Origin of the sequence: Scandinavium sp. NPDC088450, assembly GCF_044900545.1 — a bacterium.
GTDB lineage: Bacteria > Pseudomonadota > Gammaproteobacteria > Enterobacterales > Enterobacteriaceae > Scandinavium.
The window spans coordinates 14,028-34,015 of sequence record NZ_JBJDNI010000026.1 but is presented as its reverse complement, the minus strand read 5'-3'; the positions used below and the strand labels follow the sequence as shown (position 1 = coordinate 34,015).

At 51.4% G+C, this 19,988-nt stretch carries 22 protein-coding genes; 8 read left to right on the top strand and 14 right to left on the bottom strand.

All coding sequences use genetic code 11. From position 1 onward, the window contains the following. Nucleotide 1: 1 nt before the first annotated feature. Nucleotides 2-715 (bottom strand): bifunctional protein-disulfide isomerase/oxidoreductase DsbC, encoded by a 714-nt coding sequence (gene dsbC, locus ACI2I2_RS19510; protein WP_404659405.1) that lies wholly within the window; start codon nt 713-715, stop codon nt 2-4. 28 nt (nt 716-743) lie between these two features. Then, nucleotides 744-1,640, bottom strand: coding sequence for a site-specific tyrosine recombinase XerD (xerD, locus tag ACI2I2_RS19505; protein WP_404659403.1), 897 nt, complete (start codon nt 1,638-1,640; stop codon nt 744-746). A 99-nt stretch (nt 1,641-1,739) separates the two neighbouring features. Between xerD and fldB the strand changes: the two genes are divergently transcribed. Next, a complete protein-coding gene (gene fldB, locus ACI2I2_RS19500) occupies nt 1,740-2,261 on the top strand; it encodes a flavodoxin FldB (protein WP_404659402.1) in 522 nt (173 codons plus the stop codon). 4 nt (nt 2,262-2,265) lie between these two features. Here fldB and ACI2I2_RS19495 read toward each other — a convergent pair whose 3' ends face one another. Together ACI2I2_RS19495 and sdhE are read right to left on the bottom strand one after the other, a co-directional pair. Continuing rightward, the gene (locus ACI2I2_RS19495; RefSeq protein WP_330982796.1) at nt 2,266-2,676 is read right to left on the bottom strand and encodes a protein YgfX; all 411 of its coding nucleotides are present in this window, start codon (nt 2,674-2,676) and stop codon (nt 2,266-2,268) included. Next, complete coding sequence (gene sdhE, locus ACI2I2_RS19490; protein WP_404659401.1) at nt 2,657-2,923, bottom strand: FAD assembly factor SdhE; 267 nt, start codon at nt 2,921-2,923, stop codon at nt 2,657-2,659. Before sdhE ends, ACI2I2_RS19495 begins: the two co-directional genes overlap by 20 nt. Nucleotides 2,924-3,170: 247 nt before the next feature. On the opposite strand from sdhE, the gene ygfZ reads away from it, so the two are divergent. The 5 genes from ygfZ to ACI2I2_RS19465 all read left to right on the top strand — a co-directional run bounded on the left by ygfZ (nt 3,171) and on the right by ACI2I2_RS19465 (nt 7,345). Then, nucleotides 3,171-4,154, top strand: coding sequence for a tRNA-modifying protein YgfZ (gene ygfZ, locus ACI2I2_RS19485; RefSeq protein WP_404659399.1), 984 nt, complete (start codon nt 3,171-3,173; stop codon nt 4,152-4,154). A 68-nt stretch (nt 4,155-4,222) separates the two neighbouring features. Next, nucleotides 4,223-5,047 (top strand): AraC family ligand binding domain-containing protein, encoded by an 825-nt coding sequence (locus ACI2I2_RS19480; RefSeq protein WP_404659398.1) that lies wholly within the window; start codon nt 4,223-4,225, stop codon nt 5,045-5,047. A gap of 87 nt (nt 5,048-5,134) precedes the next feature. Continuing rightward, nucleotides 5,135-5,854, top strand: a complete 720-nt coding sequence (locus ACI2I2_RS19475) for an AzlC family ABC transporter permease (RefSeq protein WP_404659397.1) — start codon at nt 5,135-5,137, stop codon at nt 5,852-5,854. Continuing rightward, a complete protein-coding gene (locus ACI2I2_RS19470) occupies nt 5,855-6,169 on the top strand; it encodes an AzlD domain-containing protein (protein WP_330982791.1) in 315 nt (104 codons plus the stop codon). It abuts the gene before it with no gap. A gap of 18 nt (nt 6,170-6,187) precedes the next feature. Further along, nucleotides 6,188-7,345: a hypothetical protein gene (locus tag ACI2I2_RS19465; RefSeq protein WP_404659396.1), complete on the top strand. Its 1,158-nt coding sequence runs from the start codon at nt 6,188-6,190 to the stop codon at nt 7,343-7,345. Between the two features lie 136 nt (nt 7,346-7,481). On the opposite strand, the gene ACI2I2_RS19460 is transcribed toward ACI2I2_RS19465, so the two are convergent. Further along, complete coding sequence (locus ACI2I2_RS19460) at nt 7,482-8,141, bottom strand: hemolysin III family protein (RefSeq protein WP_404659395.1); 660 nt, start codon at nt 8,139-8,141, stop codon at nt 7,482-7,484. Between the two features lie 160 nt (nt 8,142-8,301). Next, a complete protein-coding gene (gene yqfB, locus ACI2I2_RS19455) occupies nt 8,302-8,613 on the bottom strand; it encodes a N(4)-acetylcytidine aminohydrolase (protein WP_404659394.1) in 312 nt (103 codons plus the stop codon). A 50-nt stretch (nt 8,614-8,663) separates the two neighbouring features. Between yqfB and ACI2I2_RS19450 the strand changes: the two genes are divergently transcribed. Next, the gene (locus ACI2I2_RS19450; protein WP_330982787.1) at nt 8,664-9,392 is read left to right on the top strand and encodes a MurR/RpiR family transcriptional regulator; all 729 of its coding nucleotides are present in this window, start codon (nt 8,664-8,666) and stop codon (nt 9,390-9,392) included. Nucleotides 9,393-9,512: 120 nt separating this feature from the next. After that, the gene (locus ACI2I2_RS19445) at nt 9,513-10,946 is read left to right on the top strand and encodes a 6-phospho-beta-glucosidase (protein WP_404659393.1); all 1,434 of its coding nucleotides are present in this window, start codon (nt 9,513-9,515) and stop codon (nt 10,944-10,946) included. A 40-nt stretch (nt 10,947-10,986) separates the two neighbouring features. On the opposite strand, the gene ACI2I2_RS19440 is transcribed toward ACI2I2_RS19445, so the two are convergent. From ACI2I2_RS19440 to ACI2I2_RS19405, 8 genes are all read right to left on the bottom strand, one after another. Further along, nucleotides 10,987-11,742, bottom strand: coding sequence for an IclR family transcriptional regulator (locus ACI2I2_RS19440; RefSeq protein ID WP_330982785.1), 756 nt, complete (start codon nt 11,740-11,742; stop codon nt 10,987-10,989). Nucleotides 11,743-11,807: 65 nt separating this feature from the next. Further along, nucleotides 11,808-12,830, bottom strand: a complete 1,023-nt coding sequence (locus ACI2I2_RS19435) for a HoxN/HupN/NixA family nickel/cobalt transporter (RefSeq protein WP_404659392.1) — start codon at nt 12,828-12,830, stop codon at nt 11,808-11,810. 15 nt (nt 12,831-12,845) lie between these two features. After that, complete coding sequence (gene larB / locus ACI2I2_RS19430) at nt 12,846-13,502, bottom strand: nickel pincer cofactor biosynthesis protein LarB (protein ID WP_404659391.1); 657 nt, start codon at nt 13,500-13,502, stop codon at nt 12,846-12,848. Further along, nucleotides 13,499-14,335, bottom strand: coding sequence for a hypothetical protein (locus ACI2I2_RS19425; RefSeq protein WP_330982782.1), 837 nt, complete (start codon nt 14,333-14,335; stop codon nt 13,499-13,501). Before ACI2I2_RS19425 ends, larB begins: the two co-directional genes overlap by 4 nt. 1 nt (nt 14,336) lies before the next feature. After that, nucleotides 14,337-15,581: a LarC family nickel insertion protein gene (locus ACI2I2_RS19420; RefSeq protein ID WP_330982781.1), complete on the bottom strand. Its 1,245-nt coding sequence runs from the start codon at nt 15,579-15,581 to the stop codon at nt 14,337-14,339. A 20-nt stretch (nt 15,582-15,601) separates the two neighbouring features. After that, entirely contained in the window at nt 15,602-16,891 is a 1,290-nt protein-coding gene (locus ACI2I2_RS19415; RefSeq protein WP_404659452.1) for an MFS transporter, read from the bottom strand. 42 nt (nt 16,892-16,933) lie between these two features. After that, on the bottom strand, nt 16,934-18,250 hold the full coding sequence (locus ACI2I2_RS19410) for a lactate racemase domain-containing protein (protein WP_404659390.1): 1,317 nt from the start codon (nt 18,248-18,250) through the stop codon (nt 16,934-16,936). Between the two features lie 178 nt (nt 18,251-18,428). After that, nucleotides 18,429-19,949: a UxaA family hydrolase gene (locus ACI2I2_RS19405; RefSeq protein WP_404659389.1), complete on the bottom strand. Its 1,521-nt coding sequence runs from the start codon at nt 19,947-19,949 to the stop codon at nt 18,429-18,431. Nucleotides 19,950-19,988: the final 39 nt, after the last annotated feature.

The window sequence follows — 19,988 nt, the reverse complement described above, 5'->3', positions numbered from 1 at the left end:
CTTACTTACCGCTGGTCTGTTTTTTGTGCTCGTCGAGGAACGCTTTCATTTCTTGCGGCCCCTGATAGCCCGGCACGACATAACCGTCGTTAAGGACAATAGCCGGTGTGCCGTTCACACCAAACTGCACGCCCAGCGCGTAATGGTTGGCAATGTTGATATCGCAGCTGGCAGCCTGCACACCCTTACCGTTCATCGCATCATCAAAGGCTTTGTTGCGATCTTTGGCACACCAGATGGATTTCATGTCCTGCTCGGCCTGGCTTTGCACACCCTGACGCGGGAACGCCAGATAACGCACGGTGATCCCCAGCGCGTTGTAATCTTTCATCTCTTCATGCAGCTTGTGGCAGTAGCCACAGGTGATGTCGGTGAACACGGTAATCACGTGTTTTTCCTGCGCGGCTTTGTAGACGATCATCTCTTTTTCCAGGCCGTTAAGCTTGCCCATCAGCAGCTTGTTGGTCACGTTAACTGGTGCGGTGCCACTCACGTCGTACATCGGGCCCTGGATAATATGTTTGCCGTCTTCGGTGACATACAGCACGCCGCTGTTGGTCAGCACAGTTTTCATCCCCGAGACCGGAGAAGCCTGAATCTCAGTACTCTGAACGCCAAGCTTCGCCAGCGACTGTTGAATGGCGGCATCATCAGCATGGGCCACGCCGGACAACGCTGCAGCCAGCAGGGAGAACATCACTAAACCTTTTTTCATAACCTTTCCTGTTGATTCCGATTTCAGCTCACGCCCGTGGGTGATGCTGTTGATGGAGTTGGCGCAGCCGCTCCGTGGCGACGTGCGTATAAATTTGAGTGGTTGAAAGGTCACTGTGACCCAGCAACATCTGCACCACGCGCAAATCCGCGCCGTGGTTGAGTAAATGCGTGGCGAACGCATGGCGCAACACGTGCGGTGACAGCTTATCGCTGTCGATGCCTGCCAGCACGGCGTAATGCTTGATACGATGCCAGAACGTCTGTCGCGTCATTTGCTGCGCCCTTTGGCTGGGGAACAGCACATCAATAGAAACGCCGTTCAGCAACCACGGGCGACCATGCTCAAGGTAATTTTCCAGCCAATACACGGCCTCTTCACCGAGCGGGACCAGGCGCTCTTTATTGCCTTTACCGATAACGCGAACCACGCCCTGACGCAGGCTGATATCGCTCATCGTCAGGCCAACCAGTTCCGTCACACGCAGCCCGGTAGCATACAGCACTTCGAGCATGGCTTTGTCGCGGAGTTCCAACGGGTTGTCAATTAACGGTGCCTGAAGCAGCCTGTCGACCTGCGCTTCACTGAGATCTTTAGGCAATCGTTGCGGTAATTTCGGCGACGCGAGCTGAGCGCAGGGATCGTCAGCTCTCACTTTTTCCCGATACAGGTGCTGAAACAGACGACGCATCGCACTTAAAAAACGCGCCGAACTGGTGGCCTTATAGCCCCCTTCGACACGCTCTGCGAGCAGCTGCTGCAAATCACTGCCCTGAACGGTTTCTACCCCCAGGTTGCGCTTATGCAGCCATTCGACGAGCATCGTTAAATCACGACGATAGGCGCTGAGCGTGTTCTCGGCGAGGTTTTTCTCAAGCCAAAGCGCATCGAGAAAGTGTTCGATTTGTGCGAGATCCTTGTCCACATAGCCTCCTGGAAGCGGCAGTACGGCTCATTATGCCTTATGGTAATACCTTTCTGATACACTAGCGCAAAGTCATAGTCAGCACTGAGAGTTTTCGCGATGAAAATTGGTCTGTTTTACGGTTCCAGTACCTGTTACACCGAAATGGCGGCGGAAAAAATCCGCGACATTATCGGCACAGAACTGGTGACGTTACACAATCTGAAGGACTATTCCCCCCAGTTGATGGAGCAGTACGATGTGCTGATCCTCGGCATTCCGACCTGGGATTTTGGTGAAATCCAGGAAGACTGGGAAGCGGTCTGGGATAAGCTCGATGCCCTCAATCTGGACGGGAAAATCATTGCGCTGTACGGCATGGGCGACCAGCTAGGCTATGGCGAATGGTTCCTTGATGCGCTGGGAATGCTGCATGACAAACTGGCAACCAAAGCCGTGAAGTTTGTTGGCTACTGGCCAACGGAAGGCTACGAGTTCACCAGCCCGAAACCGGTGATTGCAGACGGTCAGCTTTTTGTCGGCCTGGCGCTGGATGAAACTAACCAGTACGACCTGAGCGATGAGCGCCTGCAAACCTGGTGCGAGCAAATCCTTGGCGAAATGGCCGAACAGTTCTCCTGACCCGCTACTGCTGCGCCGGTTGTTGTAAAATCGTCCGGCGCAAATCCCGCCACTCCCCGGCATCCATGCTGTCTGCCGCCAGCCACAAGTGCGTTCTCTTGCGACCATCAACCCGGCGCAGGCGCAGCATCATGCCGCTGTTCATCACCCACGGCGTGCCCTGCAAATCCCACTCCTGATTTTGCCAGCGTAGCCGGGAATCCATCAGCAGTTTGATCTCCCCCTGCGAAGCATTAATACGACGCTGACTGCGCACGCAATCGAAAACCACCAATGAAAGCAGGAGCAACCATAAGGGCGTGTAGCTCAGCGGCCAGGGCATCAGCAATATAAAAGCCGCCACCAGACCGTGGAGTAACAGAGAAACCCATTGCGAGCGCCATGAGACGCGCAAATCAGATTGCCACAGGACCACGTTCCCGATTCCGTGTTTGAATAAGGTGGACCATCCGTTGTAATTCCACATCTGCTGGCTCGCCATGGTTCATCAGCCAGTTGAACAGATCCGGGTCATCACATTCCAGAAGGCGAATAAAGAGGCTTTTATCCTCGTCGCTCAGGGTGTCGTACTCGTACTCAAAAAACGGCATGATGGAAATATCCAGCTCACGCATTCCCCGACGGCACGCCCAGTGGATTCGGGCTTTATTGTTGATGTCCATGTTGTCCTTCCTGAATATCGATACAGAGTAGTTTAACGCGTTTTATTCACTTACTTTACAGGAATATTGCGCAATGCGGCTTACCTTCAGAGAAAAACCTTAGTCATTGCAGGGCATTGCATTATTTTTCGCAGCGCCTCGTAAAACAGAATAATGGCACAAATGGGCTTCGGAAAGCGCTTGCAATGCGCAATAGCTCTTTTACCATTAGTCATTAATATTGCGTTACGCTATTTGGGACACGACTATGGCTTTTACACCTTTTCCACCACGCCAACCCTCGGCTGCTGCACGCCTGCCATTAACGCTGATGACGCTTGATGACTGGGCGCTTGCCACCCTCACGGGCCTGGACAGCGAAACCTATCTGCAGGGCCAGGTAACGGCAGATGTCGTGCAATTAACCGAACACCAACATCTTTTGGTCGCCCACTGCGATGCCAAAGGGAAAATGTGGAGCAACCTGCGTTTGTTCCGTGATGGGGAAGGGTTTGCGTGGATTGAGCGCCGCAACGTTCGCGATGCTCAACTGACCGAACTGAAAAAGTACGCCGTCTTTGCCAAAGTCACGATCAACCCGGACGATAGCCGTGTACTGCTTGGCGTGGCCGGTTTTCAGGCTCGTGCTGCGCTAGCCAATCTGTTTTCCGTGCTGCCAGACAGCGAAAATCAGGCCGTGCGTGATGGAGAAAACACCCTGCTTTGGCTGGAGCATCCGGGCGAGCGCTTCATTCTGGTCGTCAATGAAGAAACGGCGCAGCGTGTGACTGAAGCCCTTCGCGGCGAAGCGCAACTGAACAATAGCCAACAATGGCTGGCGCTCAATATTGAAGCCGGTTTACCCGTCATTGATACCGCGAACAGCGCGCAGTTTATTCCACAGGCCACCAACATGCAGGCGCTCGGTGGCATCAGTTTCAAGAAAGGTTGCTACACCGGCCAGGAAATGGTGGCACGTGCTAAATTCCGCGGCGCCAACAAACGCGCATTGTGGTCTTTAGCAGGAAGCGCAAGCCGTGTTCCGGAAGCGGGCGAAGATCTGGAAATGCAGATGGGCGAGAACTGGCGTCGTACCGGCACCGTTCTGGCTGCTACCCAGCTTGACGATGGTCGCGTCCTGGTTCAGGTGGTGATGAACAACGATATGGAACCCGACAGCGTGTTCCGCGTTCGCGATGATGCAGGCTCTCTGCGTATCGAACCCCTGCCCTACTCTCTGGAAGAAGCGTAACAGGTCTGTCGCCTGGAAAGTTTTGCCCGGGCGACAGCAATTTTATACAAAGCATTGTTGGGGTTCTCATGACCGTGAAAATCAAAGAGCACACCCACTTCCATCGCGTTGACGCGTTAGGAGGCATCGACATGCTTCAGGCGAGTTATTACAAGCAGCGCTTCGCTCGCCACGTCCACGAGACCTTCTGTATTGGCGTTATCGATCAGGGGGCCCAACGCTTCTACCGTTCAGGCGCAGAGCACGTCGCGCCCCGCGGCGACATCATTATCGTCAATGCTGACGATGTGCACACCGGCAGTTCAGAACTGGAAAATGGCTGGGCTTACCGGGCTATCTATCCTCATCCCGACATGCTGAGGAACATTCTTCGCCAGACGCCTGACGGGAAAGATTTTATTCCCTGGTTTCCGGACGCCGTGATCCACGATCCCGGTTTGTCAGAACAACTTCTGCTGACCTTCAGCATGCTGGATAAAGAAGGCAACAATCTGCTGAAAGAAACGCTGTTGCTCTCTTCCCTGACATTACTCAGCGTGCGCTATAGCCGCACCCGTAAACCCCCACTTGAACTGCCTGCCGCCACTCACCGCATTTTGCGCGCCAAAGATTTTATGGATAGCTGCCCGGAAGAAGACCATACCCTGACACGACTGGCGGAACTGGCCGGGCTCAGCCACTGGCATTTTCTCAGGCAATTCAAGGCAGTGACGGGGATGACGCCACACGCGTATCTGGTGCAGGCGCGTTTACGTAAAGCGCGTGTTCTGCTGCGTCAGGGCATCCCGATCCTCGATACCTCCATTATTTGCGGCTTCACCGATCAGAGCCATTTCCATCGCCATTTCAAAAACTCCGTGGGCCTGACACCGGGCGAATTTGTCAAAGCGTAAGCCAGAATCACAGCAATAACATTCAATACACCCCTGCCCAGGTTCTATAGCGTTAAGGCATGTTCGTAATGCCCGTTGACGTATCCCATGACTGAATCCAGTACCTGTACCGATCTCACCCGTTCATCGCGCTCTTCGTTTATGCGTGGCGCGGTAGAAATGCTGCCCCTTTGCGTGTCCGTGATCCCCTGGGGAATTCTGGCAGGATCCATGGCGATTCAGGCCGGTTTAACGTTCTGGCAGAGCGTTGGCATGTCAGCGATTATTTTTGCCGGTGCGGCGCAATTGGTGACATTAGGCCTGACGATGACTGGTGCCAGTATTTTTACCATCGTGATATCGGTCTTTTTTATCACCTCTCAGCATTTTATTTATGGCCTGACGCTGCGGGAATTTGTGTCCTGCCTGAAAACAAAATTACGTCTGCCGATCGGTTTTTTACTGACCGATGAATTATTTGCCCTGAGCGAAACGAAAGATAAACGCACGGAACTCACACCCGGCTATATGATTGGCGCAGGCCTGACGTTTTATCTCTCCTGGAATGTGTTCAGCCTGATGGGCATTTTAATGGCCTCTTCTGTGCCAGACCTCGATAAATACCATCTCGATTATTCTATCGTCGCCACGTTTATCACCATCGTGGTGCCGATGATCAAGAAAATAAGCACGCTGGCCGGGGTCGCTATCTCGCTAGTGCTGTCGATGGTGTTGAGTTGCTATCAGTTCGAAGGTGCTGTGGTGCTGGCTGGCCTGACGGGCATGTTCTGTTCCGTGGCGATCGCCGGGATTATCAAGGAAAAATAAATGAGCTGGATATTAATTTTGACGCTGGCAGCGATCGTCTTTTTTAATCGCTACGTTTTTCTTGAACCCAACGTCCCACTTAAAATACCGGGGATCATTAATAAAGCTTTAAAATACTCAGCACCTTGTCTGCTGACTGCCATCTGTGGGCCAATTATTTTGATGGATCATGGCGTAGTGCGTGAGTTCCCGATGAACCCTTATTTTCTCGGCGCCGTTTTCAGCGTCATTATTGCCCTGCTTATTCGCAATATTGTCACTGCGGTGTTATTGAGCCTGGCCGTTTTTTACCTCATCAATCATTTTCTACAGTAAGTCGCAACAGGAGCCATTATGCGCCGTCCAGTCAAAGGATATCACCAGTCAACGGAAATAAGGCGTTCTTACGAAATTCTGCCTTTTCAGGGGGTGTGGACGTGGCTGACCGGAAAAGAATTATCAGACAGAAAAGAGATGTGGCAAAGCAATTCTACTGAGCGAGTCCTTTGGTCACTTGCCTGGGTCATTCTCGGGATTATGCTCACGTCGTTAGCAGTGATTTACGTTCAAAACAGAACATTGCAAATTCTGTGCTGGGCTATGGGTGCCCTGTTTGCGACCTCTGGCGCGCGTTATATCGTTGCGACCATTATTCACCACAGCGTCCACGGTCATTTGTACAAATCCCAGCGAATCAACAAAGCGCTGTGTGAAATTCTCTCGACCATTTTTATTGTTCAGCCTTACGAATCCTATCGTCAGTTCCATGTGTATGAGCACCATGGCCGTGAATTCTCAACGTTTGAAGACAAAGATCTGGCGGCAATTTATCAACTGGGTTTCACGCCGGGGAAAAGTAAATCGGCTTTATATGCTCGCTTCATCTGGACGTTACTGAGCCCCAAATTCCACCTGGTGTTTTTCTACGGTCGCCTGAAATCCAATCTGATCGGCGTGCCGTTTTACCGATTAGTGATGTCCCTGATTTGGCTTACCTCCCTTTGTGCCATTGGATATTTCGCGGGCCATACACTCACCCTGTTGGTGCTCGTCCTGCCTTTCATCATCCTTTATCAAATGGCTTCGCTGGTCCATCTGCTGACGGAACATGTCTGGCTGGTACGCAAAGAAGGTGAATCGGTGCGCGACAGCCATATCAACAACTGTCTGGCTCGCTTCTGTGGCTCGACATGCCCGGCAGGTTTCGCGCCTCAATATTGGGCGAGCTGGGCAAAATGGACAGTAATGCACCTGTTTGTTCATCTGCCGTGCCGGATGCTGTTTGTTCAGGGTTCTCTGGTCTGCCACGACTGGCATCACCGCTACGGCAGTGTGCGTCAATGGTATGACTACGCGCGGTTGCGCGAGATGCATGCGCAGAAATTATCGGCTGAAGAACGCTACGACTATATCGATATCTGGGGTGTGCATAACGCGCTGGATTACGTGCTGAGTTCCCTGAGCAAGGAAGCGGAAGTGGAGATTGACCATCTGGAGTATCGCCTGAATTAACCCTCGAGAGAGGGGCAAATTAATGCCTTCGGCCTTCGGGCTGTGGGCATTATCCCCTGGTGTTGTTAATGGTCATTGACCGCCTGATCGCCAGTAGTATACGGCTGACGATCAGGTTTTTTTTCGCCTTTACATCTCACACCTTGCCGACATAAAGATAAATCGCCAGAAAGTGGCAGACGCTGCCGCCAAGCACAAAACCGTGCCAGATTGCGTGGTTATAGGGAATGCGTTTGCAGACGTAAAAGATAACACCCAGCGAGTAAACGACGCCGCCTGCGGCCAGTAGCGTAACCCCACCCACAGACAGCTTCACCGCCAGTTGATACACCACAATCAGCGACAGCCAGCCCATCGTCAGATACGTCACCAGTGAAAGCACTTTAAACCGGTGCGCAATGGTCAGCTTGAACAGAATGCCGAGCAGCGCCAGGCTCCAGATGACAATCATTAATCCACGAGCCAGGGCGGAATCCAGACCCACCAGCAAAAACGGCGTGTAGGTACCGGCAATCAACAGGTAAATCGCACAGTGGTCGAACTTTTTCAGCCAGATTTTCGCCCGCTGATGCGGAATGGCGTGGTAGAGCGTCGAGGCCAAAAACAGCAGGATCATACTGCCGCCATACAGGCTGTAGCTGGTAATGGCCATCGCGCTGGCATTGGCATCCACAGCCTGCACCAGCAGCAACACCAGCCCGACAATACCGAAAACCAGCCCAATACCGTGGCTGATGCTATTGGCAATTTCTTCTGCCAATGAATAACCTTGTGCAATTAAGGGTTTGCTCACCATGCTGGACTCCGGAAGGACAAAAATACGATAGCGCACTCCTAGCCTAACTGAGAATGATTTCAGTGAACACCTGTTAGCTAAAATAATTCTCTGAATTTAAATTTATCAAATATAATCATGTAGTTAATTTTAAATTTCACCTCACAGATGTTTCCTGAGACTAAATGCACTCAAATTCAATCACATAGAATTGCTGCTGATCCGGATAAATCTCGGCGATCACCTTTTTGAGTTCATCCAGGGTCATATTCTCCTGCTGGGCATGCATTTCAGTGAGCGTATCGAGCGTCACTTCAGAGGTCGCGGTGACGCGCAGCGTGCAGAAATAGCCATCGTCTTCATAGCGCCCCACCCGCAGGACGTCACCGGTTTTGAAATGGGATTCACTGGCATCGCGAATCGTAATGGTTTTACGCCCGGCCAGAATGTCTTCCTGAAAGCGTTGAAAAAAAGTGATGTCGTTCGGGGCCATGGTATGATTCCTGTATTGAAATTGCCTTGTGAGTACCTGCCAACGTGAGTATGTTCTCCCACGCCGCCATCGCCAGTCTTAACAATCTTGAGATGATGGTCTACCAGTATGTCATCAAAAATCGTGACAAAGTCATGTATATGACCATTCGTGAGCTGGCTGAAGCGGCAGGCGTATCCACCACCACCGTGCTGCGCTTTTGCCGCAAGCTTAACTGCGACGGCTACTCTGAATTCCGGGTGCGTTTTAAGCTCTATCTGGAACAAAATGAGCCACAGCAGAGCAACTTCGGTGCCAGCGAAATTATCAGTTTCTTTAAAAGCGTTAATAACGAAGAATTTGAGAAACTGGCCGACGAAGCTGTCGATATTATTTTGGCCTCTGAGCGTATTATATTTGTCGGCGCAGGCACCTCTGGTGCATTAGCTAAATATGGCGCACGTTTCTTTTCTAATGTCGGAAAATTTAGCAACCACATTGACGATCCTTATTTCCCTGTCACCAATGATATGGCGAAAAATGCGTTGGCCATTGTGCTTTCTGTTTCTGGTGAAACAGAAGAAATTCTGCGTTTCGCCAGCCAGTTCAGTCTGCACCATTGCAAAGTGCTGTCTATCACCAGCCACGAGCATTCACGCCTGGCCAAGCTGGCGGATTTCAATCTCTCCTGGCATATTTCACAGACCCGAATTGGCGGCGTCTACGATATTACTACTCAGATCCCCGTTATTTATATTCTTGAAACACTTGGCCGTAAGCTGGCGAAAAAACTGGCATAAAAAAACAGCCTGTTTTTTACATGTAACAAATCACCGGAGCGTGAATTTGTTATATCGTGACATTTCATTCCCCTTTGTTAGACTCGATAGCAATTAAGCTGATTATCGGGAATAGCCAAAATGAAAAAACTGACTCTACCAAAAGACTTTATGTGGGGCGGCGCCGTTGCCGCGCATCAGGTTGAAGGCGGCTGGAACAAAGGCGGCAAAGGCCCAAGCATTTGTGACGTGCTAACCGGTGGCGCTCACGGCGTGCCGCGTGAAATCACCCAGCAAGTGGAGCCCGGCAAATACTATCCTAATCATGAAGCCGTTGAGTTCTACAGCCACTACAAAGAAGACATCAAGCTGTTCGCCGAAATGGGCTTCAAATGCTTCCGCACCTCCATTGCCTGGACACGTATCTTCCCGAAAGGCGATGAAACCCAGCCGAATGAAGAAGGCCTGAAATTCTACGACGAGATGTTCGATGAGCTGCTGAAGTACAACATCGAACCGGTGATCACCCTTTCCCACTTTGAAATGCCTCTGCACCTGGTGCAGGAATACGGCGGCTGGACTAACCGCAAAGTGGTTGATTTCTTTGTGCGTTTCGCCGAAGTGGTGTTTGAGCGCTATAAGCACAAAGTCAAATACTGGATGACTTTCAACGAGATCAACAACCAGCGTAACTGGCGTGCGCCGTTGTTCGGCTACTGCTGCTCCGGCGTGGTGTATACCGAGCACGACAACCCGGAAGAAGTGATGTATCAGGTGCTGCATCATCAGTTTGTTGCCAGCGCGCTGGCCGTGAAAGCCGCCCGTCGCATCAATGCTGAGATGCAGGTTGGCTGCATGCTGGCGATGGTTCCGCTCTATCCATTCTCCTGCAAACCTGAAGATATGATGTTTGCTCAGGAATCAATGCGCGAGCGCTATGTGTTCACCGACGTGCAGCTACGTGGCTATTACCCGACTTACGTGCTGAATGAATGGGAACGTCGTGGCTTTAGCATCAAGATGGAAGAAAGCGACGCGCAAATTCTGCGTGAAGGCACCTGCGATTATCTGGGCTTCAGCTACTACATGACCAACGCCGTGAAAGCGGAAGGCGGCAGCGGCGATGCGATTTCTGGCTTCGAAGGCAGCGTGCCAAACCCACACGTGAAAGCCTCAGACTGGGGCTGGCAGATTGACCCGGTTGGCCTGCGCTACGCACTGTGTGAACTGTATGAGCGCTATCAGAAACCGCTGTTTATCGTGGAAAACGGCTTTGGTGCGTATGACAAAGTCGAAGCAGACGGCAGCATCAACGATGACTACCGCATCGACTACCTGCGTGCGCATGTTGAAGAGATGATGAAAGCGGTCACTCACGATGGTGTTGAATTGATGGGCTACACGCCGTGGGGCTGCATCGACTGCGTCTCTTTCACCACTGGCCAATACAGCAAACGCTACGGTTTCATCTACGTGAACAAGCACGATGACGGCACCGGCGATATGTCTCGTTCGCGTAAGAAGAGCTTTAACTGGTACAAGGCAGTGATCGCCAGCAACGGTGAAAATCTGTAAATGCTTTGTCCCGGACGCCTCAAGGTGAGTCCGGGACTGCTTAAAGCAACTTCGCCGAAAGCGCCCGACAAGCCTGAAGGATCAGCGCTGAGATCTCCGCCGTCTTCTCTTCTGGAAGCTGTAATTGCACGCCGCAAACGCTGATCGCGGCGATAGGGTTTTGCTTGTGATCAAACACAGGGGCCGCGATGCAAAAAACCCCTGGGCAGTCTTCTTCATTGTCGTATGCCCAGCCCCGCAGCCTGATTTGCTCAAATTCTGCCATTAATTCGCTTTTTTTGGTGATGGTCGTTTCCGTGAAACGCGGCAGATATTCATCCGGAATGAGCACATCAATTTTATCTTTCGGCAGCCAGGCGCACAGCGCCTTTCCCACGCCGGAACTGTGCAGGGGTAATTTTTTACCTTCCCAGGTGCGAATACCAATCGGGTGATGACTTTCGAGCTTTAAAATATAAATCGGTGAGAGTTCATCCAGCACGCCTAAATGGCAGGTGAGCCCGGTCTGGTTACGAACGCTCTCCAGAATGGGTAACGCTATATTGCGAATATCAAACTGCTCAAGAGATTTTGTGCCCCACTCGTAGAGCTTGAGTCCGAGATAAAAACGCCCTTTTTCCTGACGCAAAATGCGATGAACCGTCAGCGCATTGAGCAGAGAAGAAGTACTGCTTTTGGGCAACGAAAGGTCCTGCTGAATCTGACTAAATGTCGCTCCCGGTGACGTGAACAGATAGTTGCAGATGCGGATAGTCTTATCCAATGCAGGCACCGAGGTAGTTGAATTTGTTAGCATCGTTTTGTTCAATAGCCAGGGAAGAAGAGCGATTATACTCTAATTGTGACGCTGTGTAATACGTCTCAGTTCACAGGTAATGCGTCGTATTTCCTCCAGCGATAGTTCAGAACTGAGATTACCCAGCAGACTACAAATATTCCAATCACCCAAAAACCTGCATGACCTAAATGATTACTCGCTCTGTTAATCGCTTCCCAGAATGACCCTTCCAGATTTAATTTAGCGACCACTAATCCCAACGCCTCTAATCCGCCAATAAAGAGCGCGATAATCACCGAGATCCCCGTCATGGTCATATTGTAATAGAGCTTTCGCTGTGGCTTGTTAAAGGCCCAACCATAGGCATGAATCATCAATACATTATCGAGCGTATCGACTAGCGCCATCCCACTGGTGAACAAAGCGGGGAAAATAAGGATCGACCAGATTGATATTCCCGCCGAAGCGCCTGTGGCAGACATTGCCAGCAGCCCAACTTCTGTTGCCGTATCGAAACCCAAACCAAATAAAAAACCGACGAGGTACATATGCCAGCTTTTATTCACCAGTTTAAAACTGCCACCCACCAGACGGGCCATAATTCCCCCAGAAACCGGCATAGCTTCAGATGACGCAAAGGCCTGCCCTTGCTTCACTTTCCGGAAATTCCGCCAGACATTCCTCAGAATCATCAAGTTAATGAACGCCAGCAAAAGCAAAAAACTCGCCGATACTATCGTGCCAATCGTGCCGCCGAACTCATGCAACCCGCTCATTTTTTCCTGAAACGCTGTTGCGGCAATGGCTATCGCGAGCGTGGCCAATATCACAATGCTGGAATGACCGAATGAGAACCAGACCCCGATATCGAAAGGGTGGCTATTCTGTTGCAGCATTTTGCGTGTCACGGTATCGATAGCGGCAATATGGTCAGCATCCACGGCATGGCGCAATCCGTAGGTCCATGCCAACAACGCAGAAGCCATTAGCGTGGAATTATCGCTAAACGCATAGACAGCCCAGCCCCAGCCCACAACATTTGCCAACACTAATGCAGAAACAAGCCACGCTACCTGTGGAGGTTGACGAACCCTGAGTGTCTTCATGACATACTCCTTCCATTACAGAATTATCTGTCGATAAATGCGAATGGCCGCTGCCGCTGCGCCATAACCGTTATCAATGTTCATGGTCATGACTCCACCCGCGCAACTGGCAAGACAGGCATTCAGCGCAACATGCCCACCAGCGGCAATGCCGTAACCGACTGAGGTCGGGACCGCAATGACCGGGGCACGGACCAGCCCTGCAATCACTGTTGGAAGCGCGGCTTCCATGCCTGCGACAGCGATAATTATCTTGTAGCGCCTTAGCTGTTCCAGCTGCTGTTGTATCCGCCACAACCCGGCAACACCGAGATCCTGGTGTAATCCGCAGGCAATGCCATGAAAATGAAGTGTCAGTTGGATCTCTTCACACACCCGACGATCCGATGCACCGCCAGAAACAATGCCGATACTCGCGGGCAGAATTGGAGGAAAGAGATCCCCCAGAACAGCACACTGCGCAATCGGGAACCCTTTCAGCTGATTTTTCTCCTGCTCCGGCAACTGCTGATATTTTTCCTCACTCAAACGGGTAAGCAGCAACCGCTGCTGGTTTTCTCGCGCGAGGGTGAGGATTGCGAGGATTTGATCGGCGTCTTTGCCCTCGCAATACACCGCTTCGCTGATCCCGCATCGCTCAGATCTTTCAAAATCCATGGTGATCGTTGTCATATTTGCACTCGCCCAGTTTTATCCCCAACAAAAGCGCTGCCCTGCTGATAGGGAGCAAAACGCACCAGCGCGTCAATACCGCTATTTCTGGCGGTGGATTCAACCCAACCAACGTAGTTCTGTTTGTCTTGCGGACTTAACTTGTTGAGTGTGTCTGCGTGAAGTTCAACCACCAACCCGTCATGACGAATACGCAGACGCACCGTTTCGCCCGGCAGATGCTGGCGCAGATAAGTCTCGACGCGATCAATCAGGGAAAGCTGTTCGTTGTTGATACGAATGCCGGTTTCGATTCGACTCGACAAACAAGGCGAAGCAGGAAGATCCTGTAAATCCGTCAGTTGAAAGTACGCTGCTATTTTACGGATCGTTGCTTTGTTTATCTGACATTCCACATAAGGGTGGCGTACACCTTGCTCTTGTGCGGCAATCAGCCCCGGCCTGAAATCACCGAGATCGTCCATATTGGTGCCGGTCATGACCTGCCCGTATGCCAGTGCACTCAGTTGGCAATACAATCCACTTTTACAGTAGTAACAACGGTTTAACGGGTTGCTCTGGTAAGTTTCCTGTTCCATCTGCGTGGCGATGATTTCCTGATAATTCCACCGGCAGCGGTCGGCGTAATCCCTGACTCGGTCCCCCTCTGTCTGCGAAACGGCAGGAGAAGTGGCGTGAACGATTAGCGCGTTATTGCCCAGACAGCGGTTGGCTATCCATGACAGCACCATACTGTCGATGCCGCCGCTGACGGCTATTGTGCAGCGTTCAAAGCCCTGCAAATACCCTTCCAGTTGGGTCATTTTTTGCAGCAATAATTGTTCTGTTTTCACGTTATTCCCCTATGCCACAGGCGAAATGATATTCGACAGTTGCTTTCAGTCGCTGCCGTTGATGATGGCTCTCTGATATCGCACTCAGGCAGTCCGCTTCGAGCTTACAGCTCTCTTCACCGTTCGGACGCTGAGCATATTTCACCGCCCAGGTATGCTGGCTATCGTCGATAACGTCATGGCGGCGCGGCAGAACATAGCGACCAAAAGGCGCGAAACGAATCCCCAGGGTTGAGGTTTGGCTGAAGAGCGCTTCGCAGACCGCATCAAGATGCTTCGGCTGGCACAAGAGTTCGAGATGCGTTGTCCAGCGCTGTTTTTTGCCCTGCCCGACATAGGTCATCACATCGATAACATCGTCCCGGTGACGCAGGATATCGATAGCCACAGAGAGCAATTCAGGCGTCATATCATCAATGTCACACTGCACAGACAACACGGTTTCCTGCTGCATGGCTGGAGACGGTGCCAGGAAGGTACAAACTCGCAGTACGTTGGCACACAACCTGAGCTGGCGAGTACCAAACCCATAGCCAGAGCGCCCGCTTTTACCCTGTACAGGCGCAAAGCGAGGCTTCAGCCATGCGAGGATCGCGGCCCCCGTCGGCGTGATACGCTCGCCAGTTTGTCCATCATCCAGCCAGCTAAAACCGTCCAGTATTTTTAGCGTTGCCGGAGCGGGAACCGGAATTTTGCCATGTGCGCAGCAGGTCGTTCCGCCGCCCCACGGCAGAGCAGAGACAGACCAACTGCTGGCGTTGCTGTGATGAATAAGAAATGCAGCGCTAATAATATCGATAAGCGCATCCGCAGCCCCCACTTCATGCAAATGCAGGCGCTCCAGCGTGGTGCCATGGATTTCACATTCTGCCTGTGCCAGCAGGGTATAAATTTCTCTGGCGCAGCGTTCGATGGCCTCTGGCAGATCAGTCGATTCAAGGCGATCCATCACATCCTTCCAGCTGTAGTGAGCATGAGCGTGAACAGCCTGGACATCGGGCATCAAAACAAGATGGGTTTTGTCTTCAATTGCCCTGTTGTTTATGCAGACCTTGAAGCGCTGACCGGTTAACCCTTTATCCATCGCCTCTTCCAGTCTGACGCTCGCATGAAGCGACGATGGCAGGCTGGCCAGCAGCGTTTCAAGAGGCTGGCGCAATTCAGGAAACGCATCCAGCATGGCGGCGGCAAACATGTCGCCAGCCATCCCGCCAATGACATCAAGGTGTATATGGTGACTGCTCACGTTACGGCTACTCCTGCAAATCAGTGATGAGGTTGCGCCTGCAACTTAAGGGTGGTTTGTTTGCTCAACGCCATGATGGCAATCGCGCCAATCACGACAATGGAGCCAATGGCAACCAACCCGGCAGCGGGTGATGTAAAGACGTTTTCCGCGTGAACGCGAATCAGCGGCGCGGCGAAGCTAAAGAAGGCACCGAACATGTTAATGAAGCCGATGCTGACAGCCAGAGCACTCCCGGACAACAAACTGGTCGGGATAGTCCAAAACACGGGCTGACAGGCAAAAAAGGCCGTTGCCGCAAGACACAGTGCGATGATCGCAACATACGGGCCCACAAACGCAGAAGACATAATGGCTAACCCGCCAACGCATACGGTGAGGGCGGCGACCTTCCGGCGTTCCTGAGTTCTGTCGGAATAGCGAGGAATAAAGAAGGTTCCCAGCAGCGCACAGAGCCATGGGATTGCCGTGACAATTGACGTCATAAAGTTCACCGAACTTCCCATGATCGTCGCCACTTGAGTTGGCAGGAAAAAGATCAGGCCATAGACGCCGCACTGGATCGTGCCGTAAATAAATGCCAGGTGCCAGACACGAGGGTTTTTCAGCGCTTCACCAATGGTGGCCGACGATTTGCTGCTTTCTTCCTGCAGCAATTGTTGCTTCAGCACCTCGCGCTCGTCCGCGCCAAGGAAGCGAGCATCTGAAGGTGTATCGTCCAGGTAAAAGAAGGTCCAGATCCCAGCTGCAACGGCCAGAATCCCCTCAATGACGAACATCCAGAACCAACCCGGATGGCCTAACCAGCCATGAAGTTCAAGCAACGCGCCGGAAAGAGGAGAGCCGAATGCCATGGCAAGTGGCGCTCCCATGTAAAACAGCCCCATTACGCCGGCGCGGTTTGCTTGCGGGAACCACTGAGAGGTGAGGTAAATCATACCGGGGAAGAAGCCCGCTTCTGCGATGCCTAACAACACTCGCACCGTCAAGAATTTGGCTTCGCTATCGGCATAGCCCATCGCCATAGAGAGTGCGCCCCAGGCCAGAGTCGTCATGCCAATCCATCGACGAGCGCCAAATTTGCGCAGGCAAAGGTTCGCCGGAGCCCCCAGAAATGCATACACCACGAAGAACATCCCTGCGCCGAGCGCGTAGGCTTCATTACTTAATCCAATATCAACCTGATAGGTTTCTTTGGCGAAACCAATATTTGAACGGTCGAGAAAAGCCAGAATATAAAGCATTAACATAAATGGAATAAGCCGCCATTTGGTTTTATTGACGATCGTAGGTAGAGATATAGACATAATGACTCCCATCGTTTAAAGGACTTCCAGCCAAACAATTTATTATTAGTGGTGTGATGCTGTTCCAGAGATATTCCCGAGATCAATCAGATTGTCATCTGCGTCAAACTGGAATTGCGAAGGCTCGCCAACAATTTCAATATTTTCATTTCCCAGGGCGTCGCCAAGCATATTAGCCGAAATATACATGTCATCGATATGCAACGTGTTGGCGATACGCACCATTCGGATTTCAGGACGACCATCGAGAATAATGCATGTTTTAAGTGCCGCCTGGATGGCTTCTTTATCAGACGAAAGGATCACCGGAATAAAGCCATCGCGAGCCAGACGTGAGGTGATGACATTGGGATAGGTTTCCTGTAAGTCCACTTTATCAAACAGGCGCTGAGTGCAGTAATCCGCCCACCCCATGCCTGTCGCGTTACCACCGCTTTGTTCATGCAGGTCAAGCACGGCAATGCGGTCAGGCCTGATTGATGCGATAGGCTCAACATAAGGTGTGGGCGCTCGCCCCATGACGTGGCCATCCATGCCGCCGCCTGAATAAATCTTGCCCATCAGATCGATAATCACGACATCGACATTCTCAAACATGATCCGCGGAAAATAGCTCTTGGATTCAGCCAGTAACGCTTTTTCGCGCTCCTCCAGCGCTGCCGCAGGGATAGCCTCGATTTTCACCACTTTATCGTAGGCATTTTCGATAGTGCCCACACCAAACAAGAAAGGCGTGTTGGCTATTTTCACCCTTGCCATGTCGAGGATATTTTTTGCCATATTGCCAAAGCCATAGGTATGGCAGGCATCCGCACCTTCCTGTTTGCCGAAACCGATGGTGATCATCTTCAGAATGCCGCTCTCCATTGGCGCCGTAAAAGCGTTATGCGCTTTGATACGGTTAATGGCAATAATCCCATCGGCCTGCATAGCGTTTTTATCCATCAACACATCCAGGCCATTTTCAAGCTCGCCGACTTTGACCGTTTCCATTGATGAACGGATTTCACAGCCCAATGTCGCTTCGGTCATGCCGAGATTTTCCAGCACATGCAACTGCCCGGCAGCGGTTGCACCACCGTGGCTGCCCATCGCTGGCACTGCAAAAGGATGTGTGCCTAGCGCCTTCAGCTCAGCCACTACGGCGGCGGCAATTTCTGCAATTTTATCCACACCGCGACTGCCCACCCCTACGGCAATACTCATCCCGGGTTTAAGCATTTTACGAATATCAGGATTGCTAAACTGCTGGTGAATCGTCAGGGGAATATCGGTAATCTCTTCCGGAGAAGGAAAGTGCTGTTTTATTTTCACCATCTCCGGTAAAGGCACGTCCTGTAATAACCGTTTTACGAATGACATATTCATACTCCTTTGAAATAAATAATTTGACGCCCCTCATTGGGTTTCCGCGATGAATACCGCCACCTGACATTTTTATTGTTTATTGCTATATTAAAAAACTGATACAGCCCGCTCTTGCCATGCTTAATCAGCATGGCAATTTATTATCAGAGTGACGCAGGGTATTCGCTGGAAATTACATAATGGCATTCATGGTCCAGGGAACAAATTCCAGCCCACCATAACCGAATTTCTCACTTTTTGTTTTCTGACCAGAAGCCATTTCGAGGACCTGGGCATATAAGCGTTCACCCGCTTGCTCGACAGTCTCTTTCCCATCAGCCACATCACCACAGTTCATGTCCATATCTTCTTGCTGGCGTTCCCAAAGCACATTGTTGGTGGCGATTTTTAGCGATGGTGTAGGCTTACTGCCGAAAGCGGAACCTCGACCCGTGGTGAAGCAAAGCAAGTTTGCACCGCCCGCAATCTGACCCGTTACCGCCATAGGGTCATAACCTGGGGTGTCCATAAACACCAAACCTTTCGCCGTGACGGGTTCGGCATACTCATAAACGTCGACCAGATTGGACGTTCCGCCTTTTGCAATACCGCCCAGAGACTTTTCGAGCACCGTTGTCAGGCCACCAGCCTTGTTCCCGGCAGAAGGGTTATTGTTCATCTCACTGTGGGTTCTGACGCAGTAGTCTTCCCACCATTTGATCCGGGCGATTAACTTTTTGCCGACATCCACCGTCACCGCACGGCGAGTAAGCAAATGCTCCGCCCCATAAATTTCAGAGGTCTCAGACAGGATCGCTGTCCCGCCTTGCTGGACGATTTTATCCGCCACGTAGCCGAGGACCGGATTCCCGGAAATGCCTGAGTAGCTGTCCGAACCGCCGCACTCCAGGGCCAGAATAATTTCGCTGACAGGAACGGGTTCGCGTGCAACATTGTTCGCTTCACGCAACATGCCGTTGATCACGGCTATACCTTTATCTATCGTTTTTTGCGTTCCGCCCATGTCCTGAATATTCATACTGTGCAGCATCTTGCCTTCTTCAAGCCCTTCTATCTGGAGCAGGTCTTTAATCTGATTTGATTCACATCCCAGCCCGATAATCACGACGCCCGCGAAATTGGCGTGTCGCGCATATCCGCTTAGCGTCCTGCGCATCACAACCATCGTTTCACTGTCAAAACCGTATGCACAGCCGAAATTTTGTGGCAGCGCGACAACCCCATCGACGTTAGGAAAGTTTTCCAACCCTGTTTTTTTGTAGTGGTCTTCGATGGCTCGCGCTACCGTAGCGCTGCAGTTCACTGAGGTCAAAATGCCAATAAAATTTCGCGTGGCGACCCGCCCGTCCGCACGACGAATCCCCATAAACTTATCTATCGTCCTGGCTTTTGGCAGGTCCAGGGTATCTTCACCAAAGGCATAATCACGGGAAAAATCCCCCATGCTTAAATTGTGGGTATGAATATGATCCCCGGCCTTAATGCTTTGGGAAGCAAAACCAATAATTTGCCCGTAACGCTTGATTGCATCTCCTGCAGCAATATCGTGCAGAGCAATTTTGTGCCCGGCGGTAATATCCATGTTCACCGTAATATTTTCATGAGGCAGCCAGGTGCCTTTCGCGACACCAAAACGAGCCACTACGACATCGTCATTACTGTTAATTTTTATCACTGGATAAGGTGTATTCATCGTAAACGCGTCCTTAAAAAAATGCGTCGCTGTCCAGAC